Genomic DNA, 18308 nt, shown 5'->3' with positions numbered 1-18308 from the left:
CGGCCATGAGAACGTCGGCGTCCTTGTTTGCGCCGCGGCCCGACACCGCGTCGCCGCGCTCGCGCCTGGTGCAGCGCCGCTGCGCTTGCGGCTGCGGCGGCAAGTCGTCGTGCGCCGCCTCGCGGCGCACGGGCGGCGCGGCGCGGGAAAGCGCGACGGTCCCCGGCCAGGTGGAAGACGTGCTGCGCAGCCCCGGCGCGCCGATGGCGGCGGCCGACCGGGCGGAATTCGAGCAACGCTATGGCCATGATTTCAGCCGCGTGCGCATCCACGCGGATTCGCAGGCGGCCGCGTCGGCGCGCGCGCTGCAGGCGCAGGCCTACACCGTCGGGCCGCATGTGGCCTTCGGCGCCGGCCGCTATGCGCCGGGCACCCCGGCGGGACGCGCCCTGCTCGCGCACGAACTGGCGCACGTGGTCCAGCAGCAGGCGCGCTACCAGCCGGGGTTGCCGCTGGAACTGGGCCCGGCGCACTCGCCGCAGGAGGCCGAGGCCGACCGCGCCGCGCACCGCCTCGGCCAACCCCTGCCCGCGCCCGGCCTGGCGCAGACCGTGCAGCGCGCCGGCATGGGCGACCTGCGCGTGGCCGAAGCCGAGGCGCGCAAATGCCCGGCGACGCACACCATGCCGAACGACGTGTTCGACGCCATCAACGACGCCTGGTCCAAGTCCGGACACGGCGGCGACACGGTGACCGAACATGGCGGACGCATCGTGTCCGACAAGGACGGCAAGCGCGTCATCCGCACCGGCTCGGGCGGCGGCGGCAGCATCACGCTGCCGGCCGAGCAGAAGGGCGACTACACCCTGGGCACCTTTCACACCCATCCCTACAGCAAGTCCGAAAAGTCCAGGCTGGGCGTGGCGTTCTCGGGCGGCGACGTGGCCAACTTCATGGCCGGCAATCAGGGCTGGGTGAAATACGTGGGCGCCGGCAGTTGCAACTATGCGCTGAACATCCAGGACTACGAGGCCGTGTACGACTGCCGCAAGCGCAACGTCGATTTCAAAACACGCTGGAACGACGCGTTCGCCGCGGCCACCGGCACGTTCCAGGCCAAGGTCGAGTCCGCGGTGCGCGCCTCCATCGACGGCTGCGGCATCTGCTTCTACCGCGCCTGCCGGCCGGATGCAGCCAGCGCCGTCCCCAAGAACATGAGCCTGATTTAGGAGCCGACATGGAAGACTGGATAGGCAAGACCGTAGGCGAGGTGCTGGACCTGTGCCAGACGCGCTACGCCGACGTCACCCTGGTCGACGAGCCGCCCGGCAAGCTGCGCGCGGTGGAACTGGACTGCGTGGCGCGGATGCCGGCGTCGCGCTATGTCCTGGAATTCGACTACCGCCCCGAACTTTTCAGCGCCGCGCGCCACTGGCCCGAATCGCTGGTGGGCGCGCAGCGCATCACCGCGGTGCGCAACGCCGCCGAACCGCAGGCCTATCCATGAGCGGGCCGCTTGCGCCCCGCCTCCTGCGCGGCGGCATCATCCTGATCGATCCGGCCAGCGGGGCCGTGCAGCGCGTCGTATCGCTGCAGTACAACCCCGAGACGCTGACCCGCTCGCTGCAGCCCCAGAGCGTGGACGACGGCGGCGCGGCGGGCGAGCCGCTGCGGCTCAAGGGCCCGCCCGCCGAGACGATCCGGCTGGACGCCGAGCTGGACGCCACCGACCAGCTCGAGTTCCCCGACGACCACCCCCAGGCCCGCGACACCGGCATCCACGCCCAACTCGCCGCGCTGGAGACCATCGTCTACCCGGACAGCGCGGCGCTCATCCGCAACAACCAGATCGCCAACCTGGGCACGCTGGAGATCGCCCCCACCGTCGCGCCGCTGTGCCTGTTCGTCTGGAGCCGCGAGCGCGTCGTGCCTGTGCGCGTGACGGATTTTTCGATCACCGAAGAGGCCTTCGACGCGCGGCTCAATCCCATCCGCGCCAAGGTGTCGCTGGGCCTGCGCGTGCTGCATGTGGGCGACCTGGGCTTTGGCGACAAGGGCGGCCATCTGTACCTGGTGTACCAGCAGCGCAAGGAACGGCTGGCCGCGATGGCCGGCCTGGGCGATCTGGGGTCGGTCGGCCTGGAGTCCCTGCCATGAGCGTGCAGCGCTTTCCCGCCAACAGCCGCTATCACGGCGTGGCCACGGCCGAGATGCCCGGCCCCGACGGCCAGCCGCGGGTCTTCCTGCGCCGCCGCTTCCTGCCCGATCCGTCCACGCTCACCCCGGTCGGCGAACTGGCCGTGGCGCCCGGCGACCGACTGGACCGCCTGGCCGCTGCCGCGCTGGGCGACCCGCTGCAATTCTGGCGTCTGGCCGACGGCAACGACGCGCCGCGCCCGGCCGCGCTGGAAGCGCCCGGACGCAGCCTGCGCGTGACGCTGCCGGCCTCGCTGGGCGCGCCCTTCGGAGGCGGCGATGCTTAACGGCGTGCACCTGACGCTGCTGGTGGGGCCCGGGCTGCCGGTTCCCGCTCCCCGCCCGCTGATGGACAGCCTGGAAAGCGCCGAGGTGTCCTCGTCGGCGGACGGCCCCGGCGGCTTTCAGCTCACCTTCGCGGTCAGCAACCGCTCGCCGCTGCACACGCTGCTGGTGATCGCCGGCGGCCAGGTGCCGTGGCTGCGCGTCATCCTGATCGCCACGCTGAACGGGCTGCCTATCGTGCTGATGGACGGGCTGGTCACGCGCCAGGAGATCACGGACGGCAACGCGCCCGGCCAATCGCGCCTGACCGTCACCGGCGAGGACCTGACGGTGGCGATGGACAAGCAGGACATGAGCGGCCTGCCCTACCCGGCCATGCCGCCGCCCGCGCGCGTCGCCGCCATCGTCGGCCGCTACGCGCTGTACGGGATGCTGCCGCTGATCGTGCCGTCGCCCTTCACCGACGTGCCGATCCCCGTCGAACGCATTCCCCTGCATGAAGGCACGGACCTGGCCTACGTGCGCCAGCTCGCCGCGGAGGTCGGCCACGTGTTCTACGTCGAACCCGGCCCCCTGCCCGGGGCCAACGTGGCGTACTGGGGGCCCGAGATCCGCCTGGGGCCGGTGCAGCCCGCGCTCAGCCTGGGCATGGACGTGCACAGCAATGTGGAGTCGCTGTCGTTTTCGGTGAACCAGTCGGACGCCGCGCTGCCCGTCATCTTCATCCAGAACCCGCTGACCAAGTTTCCGATCCCGCTGCCCGTGCCCGATGTCAGCCTGACCAGCCCGCCGCTGGGCCTCTTGCCGCCGCTGGCCAAGGGACTGACGCTGCTGAAGGACACCGCCAAGCTGTCGCCCGCGGCCGCGCTGGGCAAGGGGCTGGCCATGGCCGCCGGCACCACCGCCGACGCGGTGACCGCCGACGGCTCGCTCAACGTGCTGCGCTACGGCCATGTGCTCAAGTCGCGCCAGTTGGTGGGCGTGCGCGGCGCGGGACTGGCCTTCGATGGCCTGTACTACGTCAAGCGCGTGGACAGCACGCTGAAGGCGGGCGAATTCACGCAGCAGTTCTCGCTGGCCCGCAATGGCCTGATCTCGACCCTGCCCCTGGTGCCCCCATGACAGAACCCCTCCGCCACTACGGCAAATTCCGCGGCGTGGTGATCGGCAACATCGATCCCATGCAGATGGGCCGCATCCAGGTGCAGGTGCCCGACGTGCTCGGCCTGGGCGTGTCGAGCTGGGCCATGCCCTGCGTGCCGTTCGCGGGCCAGCAGAGCGGCGTGTTCGTGCTGCCGCAGGTCGGCGCGGGCGTGTGGGTCGAGTTCGAACAGGGCAAGCCCGACTACCCCATCTGGGTCGGCGGCTTCTGGGGCTCGGCGGCCGAAGTGCCCGCGCTGGCGCTGGCGGGCCTGCCGGTGTCGCCCAGCATCGTGCTGCAGACCGGCGGGCAGAACACCCTGATGATTTCCGACCTGCCCGGCCCCACGGGCGGCATCCTGCTCAAGACCAAGACGGGCGCGATGATCTCGATCAGCGACGTCGGCATCACCTTGTCCAACGGACAGGGCGCGACGGTGATGCTGGCGGGGCCGGCCGTCAACATCAACCAGGGCGCCCTGACGGTGACCTGAGGAGACCCAGCCATGCCCGGACCCTTGCTGCATCTTGGCGCCACCGTGCAGTGCTCGCACGGCGGCCAGGCGATTCCCCTGTCGCCGAACCCGCGCGTGCTGCTCTCGGGCCAGCCCGCCGTGGTCATCCTGTCGTCGTATTCGATCGCCGGCTGCGCGTTCCCGCCGCCGCCCTCGGGCAATGGACCCTGCGTCACCGGCATGTGGCTGAGCGGCGCCACGCGCGTGCTGATCGGCGGGCTGCCCGCCGCGCTGCAGGCCGGGTCGTCGATCTGCATGCCCACCGGCACGCCCATGCTGGCCCTGCAGGCGCAGGCGCGCGTCGTGGGCATGTGAGGCGCCGCGCCATGGCCATCCTGCGCTTTCCATTCGAACCCGACGCACGAGGCCGCAGCCGCGTCGCGGACGACGCCACGCACGTGCGCGACATGATCGAGCAGGTGCTTTTCACGGTGCCCGGCGAGCGCGTCAACCGGCCGGACTTCGGCTGCGGCCTGCTGCAGCTGGTGTTCGCGCCCAACAGCGACACGCTGGCCGCCGCGGTGCAGATGAGCGTGCAGGGCGCGCTGCAACAGTGGCTGGGCGAACGCATCGCCGTGGAGTCCGTGGACGTCTCGCACCGCGACGCCACCCTGCAGGTCGACGTGCAATACGTCCTGCGCCAGGGCCAGCAGCGGCGGCTGGCGCGCTTTACGCGGGATCTGCCATGAACCGCCAGTTCCGCAGCGCCCATCCGCGCCGGCTGCAATTGCTGCGCGCCCAGCAGCCGCCCGGCGACAACGGCATCGCCTTCGTCGAGATCGACGCGGCCGACCAGCGCACGCTGCGCGTGGTGTGCGCGCATCCGGTGGCGGGCATCGGCCGCGCCCACGTGCGCATCGAAGGCGGCGCGCGCATCCGCGGCATCGCGCTGGCGGCGGACCCGGTGCTGTCGGGCAACGAGATCCGGCTGACCGTGGACAAGGCGGGCGATTTCTCGTGGTACACGCTGGCGCTGGTCAATCCGGCCGATCCGGACGCGCCCGCGCCGGGGTTCGACCTGTGCCTGTCCACCATCGAGATCAACTTCAAGGCGGGCTGTCCGTCGGAGTTCGACTGCGCCGATACCCATGCCTGCGATCCGGCCGCGCCCCCCGAGCCGTTGCTGGATTACCTGGCCAAGGACTACGACAGCTTCCGGCGGCTGATGCTGGACCGGCTGTCGCAGAGCATGCCCGACTTCACCGAGCGCAGCCCCGCGGATTTCACCGTGGCGCTCGTGGAAACCCTGGCCTACGCGGCCGATCATCTTTCCTATGCGCAGGATGCCGTCGCCACCGAGGCATACCTGGACACCGCGCGCCGCCGGACCTCGCTGCGCCGCCACGCGCGGCTGCTGGACTATCCCCTGCACGACGGCTGCAACGCGCGCGTCTTCGTCGCCGTCGAGGCCAACGCGCAGGGCGACGGCAAGGTCGTGCCCGCCGGCACGCCGCTGCTGACCAGTACCCCCGAGGCCGCGCTGAGCGCGCCCGTGCGCCGCCGCGATGCGCTGGACGCGCTGCCGGCAGCCGGCGTGGAGGTCTTCGAGACGCTGCACGACCTGACGCTGCACGCCGCCCACGGCCGCATCCTGCTGCATGACTTCGCCGATCCCGCGTACTGCCTGCCCCGGGGTCAGACGCAGGCCGCGCTGGTGAACGATCCGCCGCTGGCGCTGGCGCGCGGCGACGTGCTGGTGTTCGAGGAAGTGCTGGACCCGCTGACCGGGCGCACGGCCGACGCGGACCGCGCGCACCGGCATGCCGTGCGCCTGACCGAGACGCGCGCCGGCCGCGACGACCTGACCGGCACCGACCTGCTGCTGGTCGCGTGGCACCCCGACGACGCGCTGCCTTTCCCCTTGTGCGTCAGCCAGGAGTTCGACGAGGGCGGCGCGCTGGTCAAGCGCGCGGTGTCCGTGGCCCGCGGCAATGTCGTGCTGGCCGACCACGGCATGCGGCGCGACTGGACGCCCTTGCAGCCGGACGCCGCGACGGCGCGCGACGCATTCGCCGCGCGGCCCTACCGCCCCCGCCTGCCTGACACGGGCCTGGCCTGCGCCGAGCCCTACCGGCATGACCTCGCCGTGTCCGCCGCGCTGCCCGCCGGCGCGGCGCTGGCGCAGGACCCGCGCCGCGCTTTGCCCAGCGGCATGACGCTGCAGGCGGATGACACCAATCAGCCCGGCGACGCGCCCGCCCCGGCCAGCCAGCCCTGGTCGCCGCAACGCAGCCTGCTGTCCAGCGCGCGCGATGCGCGCGAGTTCGTCGTGGAAATGGAAACCGACGGCGCCGCGTGGCTGCGCTTTGGCGACAACCGCTACGGCGCCGCGCCCGTGCCCGGCGAGCGCCTGCTGGCGCGTTACCGGCTGGGCGGCGGCCCCGGCGGCAACGTGGGCGCGGACGCCATCGGGGCGCTGGTCACCGACGATCCCGGCCTGATGCTGGGCGTCGCGCGGGTGCGCAATCCCCTGCCCGCGCAGGGCGGGGCGGCGCCGGAGCCCGCCGACGCGATCCGGCTCAACGCGCCCGAGGCCTTTCGCGTGCAGGAGCGCGCGGTCACCGCCGACGACTATGCGCGGCTTGCCGAGCGCCATCCGCAGGTCCAGCGCGCAGCGGCCCGGCTGCGCTGGACGGGTAGCTGGCACACCGTCTTCCTGACCGTGGACCGGCGCGGCGGCGCGGCCGTGGATGCGCCTTTCCGGACGGCCATGCGGGCCTTCATGGAACGCTTCCGCCTTGCCGGGCAGGACCTGGAATTCTCCGATCCCGTCCACGTGCCGCTCGACATCCTGCTGCGCGTCTGCGCCGCGCCCGGCCACTTCGCCTCGGACGTCAAGGCGGCGCTGCGCGATGTCTTCACGTCCGGGCTGGACCGCGCGGGCAGGCCGGGCTTTTTTCATCCGGACCGCTACACCTTCGGCACGCCGCTGGCGCTGTCGGCGTTGATGAGTGCGGTCATGGCCGTGCCGGGCGTGGCTTCCGCGCGCGCGGAGCGCTTCCAGCGCTGGGGCCGCGAGCCCGCCGGCGAGCTGGACACCGGCCGCATCCTGGCCGCGCCGCTCGAAGTGCTGCGCGCCGACGGCGATCCGAATTTTCCCGAGAACGGCCGCATCGACTTCCTCGTGGAGGGCGGATCATGACCGCACCCGCCGACTGTGGCTGCTGCGCGGGCCAGCCCGCCCTCACGCCGGCCGCGCTGGCCAATCCGCCTGGCCAGCCCGCGCTGCGGCTGCGCATCGGCACCCACGGGCGATTCCTGGCCAGCCTGACCGCGGACCTGGCGCGCGCGCCGGATCTGGCGGCCCTGACCACGCGCGACCGCGACGATCCCGTGATGGCCTTGTTCGACGCCTGGGCCGCCGTCCTGGACGTGCTGGCGTTCTACCAGGAACGCATCGGCAACGAAGGCTATCTGCGCACCGCGACCGAGCGCCGGTCGGTGCAGTCGCTGGCGCGCGCCATCGGCTACGAACTGCGGCCCGGCGTGGCCGCCACGACGTGGCTCGCATTCACGCTGGAGACCGCGCCCGGCGCGCCGCCGCGCGCGCGCGTCGAGCCCTGGACGCGCACGCAAAGCGTGCCCGCGCAGGACGAACAGGCCCAGACCTTCGAAACCCTGGCGGCCGTCGAAGCCCGCGCGGCCTGGAATGCGCTGGCACTGGCGTGGCTGGAGCCAACGCCGCCCCGCTTCGGCGCGCGCACGCTGTGCCTGGCGGGCGCCGCCACGCGCCTGAAGCCCGGCGACGCGGTGCTGATCGTGGGCGACGAGCGGGCGCGCGACCCGGGCAACGAGAACTGGGATTTCCGGCGCGTGACGCAGGTGCGCGAGTTCGTGCCCGGACCGGGCGAAGACGGCGCGCCGGCCTACACCCTGATCTCGCTGGAACGGGGCCTGGGCAGCGCGCAGCCGCACGTGCAGCCCGCGCGGCGCAACGCCCGCTGCCACGCGCTGCGCGCGCAGGCCCGGCTGTTCGGCTACAACGCGCCCGATTGGCGCGCCATGCCCGCCACGCTGCGCGCGGCCTACCTGGGCATGGCCGACGACGCCAAGCCGTCGTTCAGCCAGTTCCCGCAGTGGCCGGGCTTCACCCTGGCCGACGTGTCCGACCCGCCGGGCGGCAGCGGTCCCGGCGCCGGCCTGTATGGCGAGTACTACCGGGGCCGCACGTTCAGCGAACGGATCATGACCCGCACCGATGCGCAGGTCGATTTCCATTGGGCGGCGGGCGGGCCCGGCGACGGCGTGCCCACCGACAATTTCTGCGTGCGCTGGACCGGCTGGGTGCGCGCGCCGGCCAGCGGCAGCTACACCTTCCACGTCACGGCCGATGACGGCGTGCGGCTCTGGCTGGACGGAGACCTGCTGGTCGACCAGTGGCGCGAGCAGTCGCCCACCGAGCACAGCGCCAGCGCGCGCCTGACCGCCGGACGCAAGCACGACATCCGCCTCGAATACTACGAGGCCGGCGGCGACGCCACGATCGCGCTGGCCTGGTCCGGGCCCGGCCTCGCGCGCCAGACCATCCCGGCGGCCAGCCTCTACCCCGCCGACGTGCATGGCGTCCACCTGGACGCCAGCCATCCGAAATGGGTCGCGGGCGGCTGGGCCGTGCTCTCCATGCCCAATTACGAAGAGCTCTACCGCATCGCCGACGCGACGCCCGACGCGCGCACCGGTTTCGCGCTGGCCGGCCCCACCACCCGGCTCACCCTGCGCGGCGAGCGCGTGCGGGAGCAGTTCAACGACGCCCTGCGCGAGACCACCGCCTATGGCGAATCCGAACCGCTGGACTGGGGCCAGCGGCCCGCCTCCGGACTGACGCAAGGCCATGCGCTCACGCTGGCCGCGTACGAGCCCGACCTGCCCGAGGGCCGCGTGCTGGCGGTGTCGGGTCTGGTCCTGGACGAGGCCGACGCGGCCAACGTCGCGCCCCGCGAGCGGCTGCTGCGCGGCGATCCGCTGGCCGGCGTGCGCGTGGCGCGCGACCGCGCCAGCGCGGAACTGGAGTTCGAGGATGGCGCGCGCGCCGCCGTCACGCTGGCCGAGGCCAGCGACATCGTGCGCATCCAGCGCAACGACAGCGCGGGCGGCCGCACGGCGCTGCTGCTGGACGCCGACCTGGCGCACGCCTATCTGCCCGCCACGGTGCGCATCAACGCCAACGTCGCGCCCGCCAGCCACGGCGACAGCCGGCAGATGCGCATCCAGCCCGAGGTGCTGGGCAGCGGCGCCGGCAACCGGGCGTTCCAGCGCTTCACCCTGCAACAGGCGCCCCTGACCTTCGTGCCCGCGCCCACCGCCAGCGGCGCGGCGAGCAGCCTGGAGGTCCGCGTGGACGGCCTGCTGTGGAACGAAGCGCCGCGCATCACGGCGTTGGCGCCCGGCGACCGCGCGTATCTCCTGCGGCTGGACGACAGCGGCGGCGCGACGGTGCAGTTTGGCGACGGCCTGCACGGCGCGCGCCTGCCGTCCGGGTCGGGCAACGTAGAGGCGCGCTACCGAGTCGGCCTGGGCCGCGACGGCAACGTCGCGCCCGGCCAGCTCAGCGTGCTGCTCACGCGCGCGCCCGGCGTGAAGGCCGTGACCAACCCGCAGGCGGCGAGCGGCGGCGTCGATCCCGAGGCCGGCGACGCCGCGCGCCGCAACGCCCCACTGCGCGTGCGCACGCTGGACCGCATCGTCTCGCTGCGCGACTTCGAGGATTTTGCCGCCGCGTTCACCGGCATCGGCAAGGCGCAGGCAATGTGGCTGTGGGACGGCGAAACGCGGCTCGTGCACCTGACCGTCGCCGGCGAGGACGGCGCGGCGCTGGACCCGGCCGGGGCGCTGTACCGCAACCTGCTCGCGGCCATCGACGCGGCGCGTCCGCCCTACCAGCCCTTGCGGGTCGCGCCTTGCCGCTACCTGGATTTCGGGGTGCGGGCGGGGCTGGGCATCGATCCCCGGTACGAGGCGCCGCGGGTGCTGGCCGCGGCCCGCGACCGCGTGCTGCAGGCGTTCGGCTTTGCCGCGCGCGCCTTCGGCCAGCCGGTGCATGGCGGGGAAGTGCTGGCCGTGTTGCAGGGCGTGGACGGCGTGCAGTGGGTCGACCTGGACGCGCTGGTGCTCGCCGAGGGCCTGGACGGGAGCGCGGCGCGGCGCAGCGCCGGACCCGACGCCACCCTTCCCGCCAGCACGGCGCGCTGGCAACAGGGCAGCCTGCGGCCCGCGGAGCTGCTGCGCCCGGATCCGGCCGGCATCCTGCTGACGGAGCGCACATGAACACCCGACTCGATGCCGATGCCCTGATGGCCCTGCTGCCGGCCTTCTACCGCGAACGGGACGCGGCCGCCGGCGGGCCGCTGCGCGCGCTGCTGGACGTGCTGGCGCGCCAGGGCGCGTTGCTCGATGCGGACGTGGACCGGCTCTACGACAACTGGTTCATCGAAACCTGCGACGACTGGGTGGTGCCTTACCTGGGCGACCTGCTGGGCGTGCGCGCGCTGTATCCGGTCGGCGCGGCATTCTCGCCCCGCGCGCTGGTGGCCAACACGCTGCGGCTGCGCCGCCGCAAGGGCACGGCCCTGGTGCTGGAGGAGCTTGCCGCCGACGCCACCGGCTGGCGCAGCCGCGTCTCGGAGTGCTTTGAACGGGTCGCCACCACGCAGCACGTCAACCACCCGCGGCCGCACGCGCTGCGCACGCCGGACCTGCGCCAGTCGCGCGCGATGGAGCGCGTCGACGGCCCGTTCGGCGCCGAGCTGCACACCGCGGACGTACGCGCGCTGCCCGCCGGACGCTACAACCTGCCCAACGTCGCCCTGTTCCTGTGGCGGCTGCAGTCGTACACCGTGCAGCGGGGCGACGCCGCCCGCGCCACGACGCTCGACGGCTTCTACACTTTCGATCCGCTGGGCGGGGATGCGGCGCTCTTCAACCGTCCGCGCACCGAGACCGACATCGATCATCTGGCCGAGCCGATCAACGTGCCCGAACCCCTGTCCTGGCGCGACCTGCATGCCGAACTGGAGGCGCGCCGCCAGGCGCTTACCGACGGCGACGCTCCGCCGCAAGGCTGGTTCGCCGACGGCGGCCCTGGCCCGGTCGTGCAGGTCTGGCTGGACGGCCAGCCCGTGCCCGCCGAACACCTGGTGATCTGCGACCTCGCGCCCATCCCCGGCGTCGTGCCCGAGGAATGGCGTCGGCCCGATGCGGCCTTGCTGGTCCGGGCCCGCAAGCCCGGCCGCCCCGACCGCAGCTTTCCCGACACGGGCGGCGTGCTGGTGGGCCTGGACCCGCGCCGCGGCCGTCTCGCGCTGCCGCCGGGCGTTTCCGCGCAGTCGGTGCAGGTGCGTTATGCGTACGGTTTTCCCGGCGACATCGGCGCCGGCCCGTACGACCGGAGCGCGCCGGCAGAAGACCTGCCGGACGCGCCGCCCGCCGAGCCCTTCGACATCCAGCTGCGCGTGCCGTCGGCCGCCACGCCGACCCTGGGCGCGGCGCTGGCGGCTGTGCAGGCGGGCCAGCGCGTGCGCATCGTGGTGGATCAAGACGCCACCGAAGCCATCGCGCCCGACCTGGTCCTGCCCGATACGTTCCTGGCGATCGAGGCCGCGCCGCTGCGCCGGCCCGTGTTCCAGGGCGACTGGCGGCTGCGCGGCAACGCCAGCACCCGCCTGCTGCTCGACGGCCTGTTGCTGGACGGCCGCCTGCGGCTGGACGGCGCGTTGCGGTCGGTCGGGCTGCGCCACTGCACGCTGGTGCCGGCGCGGGGCGGCCTGCGTCACACCGGCGCCGCGCCCGAACTGGATCTCGCCCTGACCCGCTGCCTCTGCGGCCCGGTGCGCAGCGCCACGCCGCTCGCCTCCGTGGAAATCGACGCCTGCCTGATCGACGCGCAAGGCAGCGCCGCGGCCGCAGTGGATGTGGACGACAGCGCCCTGCGCATCCTGGCCAGCACGCTGTTCGGGCGCGTGGCCGCCGGACGGCTCGACGCCTCAAACACCCTGTTCGGCGCGCCGGTCTCCATCAACCGCCGCCAGGAAGGCTGCGTGCGCTACTGCCACGTTCCCCTGCCGTCGGTCACGCCGCGCCGCTACCGCTGCCAGCCGGACCTCGTCATGCAGGACCTGGGCGCCGCGGCCGCCAGGCGCGCGGCGGCGCGCGTCGCGCCGTCCTTCACCTCCACGCGCTTCGGCTCGCCCGCCTATGGCCAGCTGGCGCGCAGTTGCGCGGCCGAGATCCGCGCCGGCGCGGACAACGGCGCCGAGATGGGCGCCTGGAATTTCCTGCTGCAAGAACAGCGCGAGGCCAACCTGCGGCAGGCGCTGGACGAGTATCTGCGCTTCGGACTCGAAGCGGGATTGATCCCCGTGAACTGAGCCCCCTGTCTTCGGGAACAACACCATGAAAGCCGATCTCAGCCGCCTCACTTTCGACGCCGTCCGCCGCTACCGGGCCGTGCGCATGCAGCAGGGCCGCGTGCAGATGGACGCGGACTGGAACGAGCAGCAGGACATCCTGAACCGCCGCATCGAAACCGAAACCGCGGACACCGTCGGCGCCGTGGGCGTGCCGCTGGAAGCGCCGGGCTTCGCGTTGGCGCCCGCGGGCAAGGACCTGTCGCTGTCGGCCGGCCGCCTGTATGTCGACGGCCTGCTCTGCGAGAACCCGCAAGCCGCCACCGTCGCCAAGCAGCCCGACATGCCGCCGACCGCGTCGCCCGTGCTGCCGGCCGGCGCCTCCGCCTTGCCGCTGCCGCCGCCAGGACTCACGCCCGCCGACATCGACGGCATCGTGGTCTTCGGCGCGGGCGGGCAGACCGCCCCGCCGCCCGAGGGCATGTATCTGGCCTACCTGGAAACGTGGCAGCGCCACCTCTGCACGCTCGACCTGCCGCCGGGCGACACCAGCATGCGCGAGGTCGCGCTGGGCGGCCCCGACACCGCGACCCGCGAAAAGACGATTTGGCAGGTCAAGCTGATGCAGGTGGGCGCCCCCGACGCCGCCCTCACCTGCCTGTCGGCGCTGCCCGCGTGGGATGCGCTGACGGCCGCGCCCGATGCACGCATGGCCGCGCGCGCCGAAGCCAGCGTGCCGCCCAAGACCCCCTGCCAACTTCCGCCCGACGCGGGCTACCGCCTGCTGGAAAACCATCTGTACCGCATCGAGATCCACCAGGACGGCGCGGGCGCCGGCAAGGCCCGCTACAAGTGGTCGCGCGAGAACGGCAGCATTCTGTCGCGCGTCGTGCGCTGGCTGGACGATCCCGTGGCCAACGAGTTCGAGGTGGCCAGCATCGGCCGCGACGACGTGCTTGCCATCGCCGCGGGCTGCTGGGTCGAGTTCCTGGACGACACGCATGAATTGCTGGGGCAGCCCGGGCCATTGGCGCAGGTCGTGCGCACCGACGGCAACACGGTGACGATCGACCCGGCCAGCGTGATCGGCCATGCGCTGGACGCGGCGCGCTTTCCGGCCAATCCGCGCGTGCGCCGCTGGGACGGCGTGGCCGAGATCACGCCCGCGCCCATCGGCAGTCCGAACGCCGGTTGGGTCGAATTGGACCAGGACGGCATCGAGCTCAAGTTTTCCCCGGGCCGCCTGCGCGTCGGCGACTATTGGCTGATTCCCGCCCGCACGGCCACGGCGTCCATCGAATGGCCGCAGGCGCCAGACGGCAAACCCGCCTTCAGCCCCCCCGCGGGCATCCTGCGCGCCTACGCGCGGCTGGCCCTGCTGCGCTGGCAGGGCGGCGCCTGGACGGCGGTCAGCGACTGCCGCCCGCTGTTTCCGGCACTGACCGAACTCACGCAGCTGTACTACGCGGGCGGCGACGGGCAGAGCGTCAAACCCAATCCCGCCATGACGCCCGACGTGGTGACGCTGCCGTCCGACCTGCGCGCAGGCGTGGCAAATGGCAGCCGCCCCGTCGCCGGCGCGGTGGTGCGCTTCACCGTGGACGCGGGCCGCCTGCCCAACGGCACCGCGACACAGGACGTGCAGACCGGCCCGGATGGCGTCGCGGCCATCTCCTGGTCGCTGGCCTGCGACCCCGCGCGCCCCGTGCAGCGCGCCACGGCCCAGCTCCTGCTCGCCGGCCAGCCCGCGCCCGACCGCTATCTGCCGCTGCGCTACACCGCGTCGCTCGCCCTCGCCGCCGAGGTCGCCTACGACCCGGCCGGCTGCGCGGACCTCCTGGCCGAGGAGGCCTATACGGTGCAGGCCGCGCTGGACGCCCTGTGCCGGCGCACGCATGGCGGCGGCTGCTGCCTGACCGTCGGCCCGGCGGGCGACTTCCCCACGCTGGACCGCGCGCTGCGCACGCTGATCGGACAGGACCGGCTCGACATCTGCCTGTGCCTCACGCCGGGCGAACACAAGCTGGAGGACGATCTCATCGTCAAGGGGCCGCGCGTGCGCCTCCTCGTGCACGGCTGCGGGCCGGCCAGCCGCCTGATGCTGGACGAGCGCGCGTTCGGCCTGGACGGCTTTGCCAGCGTCGCCCTCGCCGACCTGGCCATCGCCCGGCGCGGCCAGCCCAGCGCCATCGCCTTCAGCGGGTGCGCCGAGCTGCGGCTCTCGCGCGTCGACTGCGTCGGTCCGGCGGGCCCGGGCGCAAGCCTGGTGCGCGTCGAAGGCAGCCGCCGCGTGCACATCGACACCTGCCGCCTCGTCGCCGCGGGCCGCGGCACCGCGGAACGCCACGACTTCCTGTTCACCCGCGCGCCCACGCTGGCGGCATTGAAGGCGGCGCTGGCGCCGGAGTCGGTGCTGGACGATGACGACGATCGCGCGGCCCAGGCGCTGGCGCGCCAGCCCAGCGACGCGCGCAAGGCCATGACAACCGAAATCGCCGCCCTGCTGCGCGCCAGCACCGCCGGCAATGCCCTGACGATGAACCCGCGCGTCCAGTCCGCGCTGACGGTCCTGGCCACCCACCTGAGCCGGGAAGCGCCGGCGGCCAGCCGCCTGCGCCCCGCCATCGCCGCGCTGGCGGCCGCCCTGCTGGCCGATCCGCTGTCCTGCGCGCTCGCGCTGGTGGACAACGACGCCGATACCACGCTGCGCGACAACCGCCTGCGCGGCGGCATCGCGCTCTTTGCGGAATCGGGCGACTTTCCCGAACTGACGGTAGACCAGCTCAAACTGCTGGGCGGCGGCATCCGCACCGGCAAGATGGTGCCGCAAGGCGAAGGCACGCTGACGCTGCAGAGCAATCAACTGTCCAGCATGCGGCTGGGCGCCGAAGCGGCCCGCGCCATGCTGACCATCATCCAGACCGGCGGCGAGTTCGCCGCGTGGCGCTGCCTGCGCGCGGCGGACAATGCGCTGGAAGCCTACAGCCACTTCCCGGCGTTCGACGCGGCCGTCACCGGCAACAACCTGCTCACCAACGGCGACGCCGGCGCGGTCATCGCCACGCAGGCCAAGATCATCGGCAACTTCGCGCACAACGACTTCCGCCTGTTCGTGTCGGGCGCCAACCCGGAAAGCCTGGCGAATGGCGGGCTGAACGTCGTGACGGTGTGATCGGACGCTAGGCGCGGCGTCGCGGCGGACTGCCCAAAAGCAAACGCCCTTGCCGCCCATCGCAAAGAATGGAACGGCAAGGGCGTTCGGCTGTCGCGGGCGCCTGTCCTGTCTGGCGCTAGCGCCTTACCACTGCATCGACGCGCCGATCTGTCTGGCGTTAGCGCCTTACCACTGCATCGAGGCGCCGATCTGTCTGGCGCTAGCGCCCTACCACTGCATCGAGGCGCCGATGCCGGCGGTGGCGCCGCCCGAGGCAATACCCACGCCCGCCTTCAGCTTGATGCGGTCGTTCACGCGCGCCGACGCACCCAGTGCCACGGCCTGATAACCGCGATAGGTGGAGGCGCCCATGCCCAACGCAAACCGCTTGCCCGGGTCCACATCGGGAATCATGGTCAGCGCCGTGGTGGCGGCAATGCCGGAGTAGGCATTGCGCGCCACGTTGTCCAGCGCCTTGTTGGTCTGGTCCAGGCGGCTGTCCAGGCGGTTCAGGCCTTCGCGATTTTGCTGCACGCCGCTGTCCAGCGAACCCAGCGCATCGCCCACCGTGTTGTAGGTCTGGCCGTCCACCTGATACGACGGGCCGGTCACCGCGCCGGTGGCGGCATCGATGCGCGCGCCGCCGCCCAGGCTGGCCACCACCGGATCCAGTTGGCCCACGTTCACGGCGTCGGTCTTCTTCGTGCCGGCCGCCACGTTGGTCACCTGCCGCTCGGCGCCCTTGGCGCCCACGGACACCGAGTTCGCGCGGTCGGCCACCGAACCGGCGCCCAGCGCCACGCTGTTGGCCGCCGACGCCGAGGCGTTGGAGCCGATCGCCACGGCCTTGGTGCCCGCGCCCGCCACCGCCGCATCGCTGCCGTCGCTGGCGCCGTCGGCCTTGACGTAAGCACTGGCGGCGCTCATTTCACCCACCTTCTCCGTCAGGGCGTAGATCTGGCTGCCGTTCACGGCGTCGGTGCTATCGGCCGAGATGACGCCGTTGGCCACGCCGGTCACCTTGCGGGCGCCTTCCGTGCCCGCCATGTCGATCGTGGTGCCGCCCTTGTCGGAAGCGACGGAAATGGTTCCGCTCGTGGCATCTTCCTTGACCATCCCCATCTGGCCGCTGGTGATCTGCGCCGTGACGCTGTCCACCGTCGTCTGCATCTGGGTCACCCGGTTGTCCAGGCCGGTCATGGCGGCGCCGACCGAGCGGTACACCGTGCCGCCCACGCTATACGACGGCGCGGCGATCGAACCATCGGCATTGACGAAGGCGCCGCCGCCCATCGCGCTGGCGACCGAGTCGCTCACGCGGTAGAGCTGTCCGCCGTTGACGGCATGCAGGCTACCCGCCGCGACCACGCCGTCGGCCACGCCGTTCAACTGGCGCGCGCCGGCCGTGCCGGTGATGTCGACCAGATTGCCGTCCTGGTCCTTGCCGACGGTCAACGCGCGCGTCGTCGCGTCTTGTTTGACCAGGCCCAGCTCGCCGCTGGTGATGCTGGCCGTGAGGTTGTTCAGGTTGGTGGTGTTCTGCGCGACCAGCCCATCCAGTGTGTTCAGCGCCGTGGTGTTGGCCAGCACGTTCTGGTTGGTGGCGTAGAGTTGGGATCCGTTGACGGCGTCCAGGCTGGTGGCGTCCAGCGTGCCGGCGGCGACGCCCGTCAGCTTGCGCGCGCCGGCCGTGCCGGTCACGTCGACCAGCGTGCCGTCCAGGTCCTTGGCGACCGTGATGGTCTTGGACACGGCATCCTGGCGCACCAGGCCGGATTCGCCGTTGTTCAGCGCCTGGGTCAGGTTGGTGATGTCGCCCGCGTTTTGGGTCACGCGGGTATCCAGCGCCGTGATGGACGAGGTGTTCGACGTCACGCGGCCATCGAGGCTGGTGATGGAGGTGGTGTTGGTTGTTACGCGGGTATCCAGGCCGGTGATGGCCGACGTGTTGGCGGCGACGTTCTGGTTGGTGGAGTACAGCTGCGCGCCGTTGACTGCATCCACGCTGGCCGCGTCCAGCGTGCCGGCGGCGACGCCCGTCAGCTTGCGCGCACCGGCCGTGCCGGTCATGTCGACCAGCGAGCCGTCCAGGTCCTTGGCGACGGTGATGGTCTTGGACACGGCATCCTGGCGCACCAGGCCCGATTCGCCGTTGTTCAGCGCCTGCGTCAGGTTGGTGATGTCGCCGGCCGACTGCGTCACGCGGGTATCAAGGCCGGTGATCGCCGACGCGTTGGCGGCGACGTTCTGGTTCGTCGTGTACAACTGCGCGCCATTGACGGCATCCAGGCTGGTCGCATGCACCGTGCCGGCGGTTACGCCGGTCAGCCTGCGCGCGCCTTCCTTGCCGGACAGGTCCACCACGGTGCCGAACAGCTCGTTCGCGACCTCGATGTTCTTGGACACGGGATCCTGGCGCACCAGGCCCGCTTCGCCGTTGTTCAGCGCCTGCGTCAGGTTGGTGATGTCGCCCGCGGACTGCGTGAGGCGGGTGTCCAGCGCCGTGATCGACGAGGTGTTCGACGTCACGCGGCCATCGAGGTTGGTAATGGACGTGGTATTGGACGTCACGCGGGTATCCAGGCCGGTGATGGCCGACGTGTTGGCCAAGACGCTCTGATTCGTGGAATAAAGCTGCGAGCCGTTGACCGCATCCACGCTGGCCGCATCCAGCGTGCCGGCGGCGACGCCCGTCAGCTTGCGCGCGCCGGCCGTGCCGGCAAAGTCCACCAGCGA

Annotated in this window: 13 protein-coding genes; 12 read left to right on the top strand and 1 reads right to left on the bottom strand. The window is 72.3% G+C overall.

All coding sequences use genetic code 11. The features are described from left to right. Positions 1-5 precede the first annotated feature (5 nt). The 12 genes from BMW75_RS15765 to BMW75_RS15710 are packed head-to-tail and all read left to right on the top strand — an operon-like array spanning position 6 to position 15590. On the top strand, positions 6-1169 hold the full coding sequence (locus tag BMW75_RS15765) for an eCIS core domain-containing protein (protein ID WP_175493180.1): 1164 nt from the start codon (positions 6-8) through the stop codon (positions 1167-1169). A gap of 8 nt (positions 1170-1177) precedes the next feature. Continuing rightward, the gene (locus tag BMW75_RS15760) at positions 1178-1447 is read left to right on the top strand and encodes a hypothetical protein (protein WP_076516454.1); all 270 of its coding nucleotides are present in this window, start codon (positions 1178-1180) and stop codon (positions 1445-1447) included. Then, positions 1444-2097 (top strand): CIS tube protein, encoded by a 654-nt coding sequence (locus tag BMW75_RS15755; RefSeq protein ID WP_092580629.1) that lies wholly within the window; start codon positions 1444-1446, stop codon positions 2095-2097. The genes BMW75_RS15760 and BMW75_RS15755 overlap by 4 nt, the downstream gene beginning before the upstream one ends. Then, positions 2094-2423: a hypothetical protein gene (locus BMW75_RS15750; RefSeq protein WP_092580627.1), complete on the top strand. Its 330-nt coding sequence runs from the start codon at positions 2094-2096 to the stop codon at positions 2421-2423. Before BMW75_RS15755 ends, BMW75_RS15750 begins: the two co-directional genes overlap by 4 nt. Beyond that, positions 2416-3543, top strand: coding sequence for a hypothetical protein (locus tag BMW75_RS15745; protein WP_092580625.1), 1128 nt, complete (start codon positions 2416-2418; stop codon positions 3541-3543). Before BMW75_RS15750 ends, BMW75_RS15745 begins: the two co-directional genes overlap by 8 nt. Beyond that, positions 3540-4055 carry a phage baseplate assembly protein V gene (locus BMW75_RS15740; RefSeq protein ID WP_076516462.1) on the top strand — a complete coding sequence of 172 codons (516 nt, stop codon included), beginning with the start codon at positions 3540-3542 and terminating at the stop codon, positions 4053-4055. The genes BMW75_RS15745 and BMW75_RS15740 overlap by 4 nt, the downstream gene beginning before the upstream one ends. Positions 4056-4067: 12 nt before the next feature. Continuing rightward, complete coding sequence (locus BMW75_RS15735) at positions 4068-4391, top strand: hypothetical protein (RefSeq protein WP_076516463.1); 324 nt, start codon at positions 4068-4070, stop codon at positions 4389-4391. 11 nt (positions 4392-4402) lie between these two features. After that, complete coding sequence (locus tag BMW75_RS15730) at positions 4403-4765, top strand: GPW/gp25 family protein (protein ID WP_092580623.1); 363 nt, start codon at positions 4403-4405, stop codon at positions 4763-4765. After that, positions 4762-7218: a putative baseplate assembly protein gene (locus BMW75_RS15725; protein ID WP_092580621.1), complete on the top strand. Its 2457-nt coding sequence runs from the start codon at positions 4762-4764 to the stop codon at positions 7216-7218. The genes BMW75_RS15730 and BMW75_RS15725 overlap by 4 nt, the downstream gene beginning before the upstream one ends. After that, positions 7215-10340, top strand: coding sequence for a putative baseplate assembly protein (locus BMW75_RS15720; RefSeq protein ID WP_092580619.1), 3126 nt, complete (start codon positions 7215-7217; stop codon positions 10338-10340). The genes BMW75_RS15725 and BMW75_RS15720 overlap by 4 nt, the downstream gene beginning before the upstream one ends. Beyond that, positions 10337-12439, top strand: coding sequence for a phage tail protein (locus BMW75_RS15715; protein ID WP_092580617.1), 2103 nt, complete (start codon positions 10337-10339; stop codon positions 12437-12439). The genes BMW75_RS15720 and BMW75_RS15715 overlap by 4 nt, the downstream gene beginning before the upstream one ends. A gap of 25 nt (positions 12440-12464) precedes the next feature. Further along, a complete protein-coding gene (locus BMW75_RS15710; protein ID WP_092580615.1) occupies positions 12465-15590 on the top strand; it encodes a DUF6519 domain-containing protein in 3126 nt (1041 codons plus the stop codon). Positions 15591-15800: 210 nt separating this feature from the next. On the opposite strand, the gene BMW75_RS15705 is transcribed toward BMW75_RS15710, so the two are convergent. Beyond that, a partial coding sequence (locus BMW75_RS15705; protein ID WP_175493179.1) for a YadA family autotransporter adhesin occupies positions 15801-18308 on the bottom strand: 2508 nt, incomplete at its 5' end.

This window comes from Achromobacter sp. NFACC18-2 (genome assembly GCF_900108985.1).
In the GTDB taxonomy this organism is placed as follows: domain Bacteria; phylum Pseudomonadota; class Gammaproteobacteria; order Burkholderiales; family Burkholderiaceae_B; genus Achromobacter.
This window is presented reverse-complemented; position numbering and strand designations above follow the sequence as displayed.

What these genes read in the sequence shown, in the direction of transcription:
- BMW75_RS15765 (WP_175493180.1), top strand. Translation starts at nt 6, where the DNA reads ATGAGAACGTCGGCGTCCTTGTTTGCGCCGCGGCCCGACACCGCGTCG.
- BMW75_RS15760 (WP_076516454.1), top strand. Translation starts at nt 1,178, where the DNA reads ATGGAAGACTGGATAGGCAAGACCGTAGGCGAGGTGCTGGACCTGTGC.
- BMW75_RS15755 (WP_092580629.1), top strand. Translation starts at nt 1,444, where the DNA reads ATGAGCGGGCCGCTTGCGCCCCGCCTCCTGCGCGGCGGCATCATCCTG.
- BMW75_RS15750 (WP_092580627.1), top strand. Translation starts at nt 2,094, where the DNA reads ATGAGCGTGCAGCGCTTTCCCGCCAACAGCCGCTATCACGGCGTGGCC.
- BMW75_RS15745 (WP_092580625.1), top strand. Translation starts at nt 2,416, where the DNA reads ATGCTTAACGGCGTGCACCTGACGCTGCTGGTGGGGCCCGGGCTGCCG.
- BMW75_RS15740 (WP_076516462.1), top strand. Translation starts at nt 3,540, where the DNA reads ATGACAGAACCCCTCCGCCACTACGGCAAATTCCGCGGCGTGGTGATC.
- BMW75_RS15735 (WP_076516463.1), top strand. Translation starts at nt 4,068, where the DNA reads ATGCCCGGACCCTTGCTGCATCTTGGCGCCACCGTGCAGTGCTCGCAC.
- BMW75_RS15730 (WP_092580623.1), top strand. Translation starts at nt 4,403, where the DNA reads ATGGCCATCCTGCGCTTTCCATTCGAACCCGACGCACGAGGCCGCAGC.
- BMW75_RS15725 (WP_092580621.1), top strand. Translation starts at nt 4,762, where the DNA reads ATGAACCGCCAGTTCCGCAGCGCCCATCCGCGCCGGCTGCAATTGCTG.
- BMW75_RS15720 (WP_092580619.1), top strand. Translation starts at nt 7,215, where the DNA reads ATGACCGCACCCGCCGACTGTGGCTGCTGCGCGGGCCAGCCCGCCCTC.
- BMW75_RS15715 (WP_092580617.1), top strand. Translation starts at nt 10,337, where the DNA reads ATGAACACCCGACTCGATGCCGATGCCCTGATGGCCCTGCTGCCGGCC.
- BMW75_RS15710 (WP_092580615.1), top strand. Translation starts at nt 12,465, where the DNA reads ATGAAAGCCGATCTCAGCCGCCTCACTTTCGACGCCGTCCGCCGCTAC.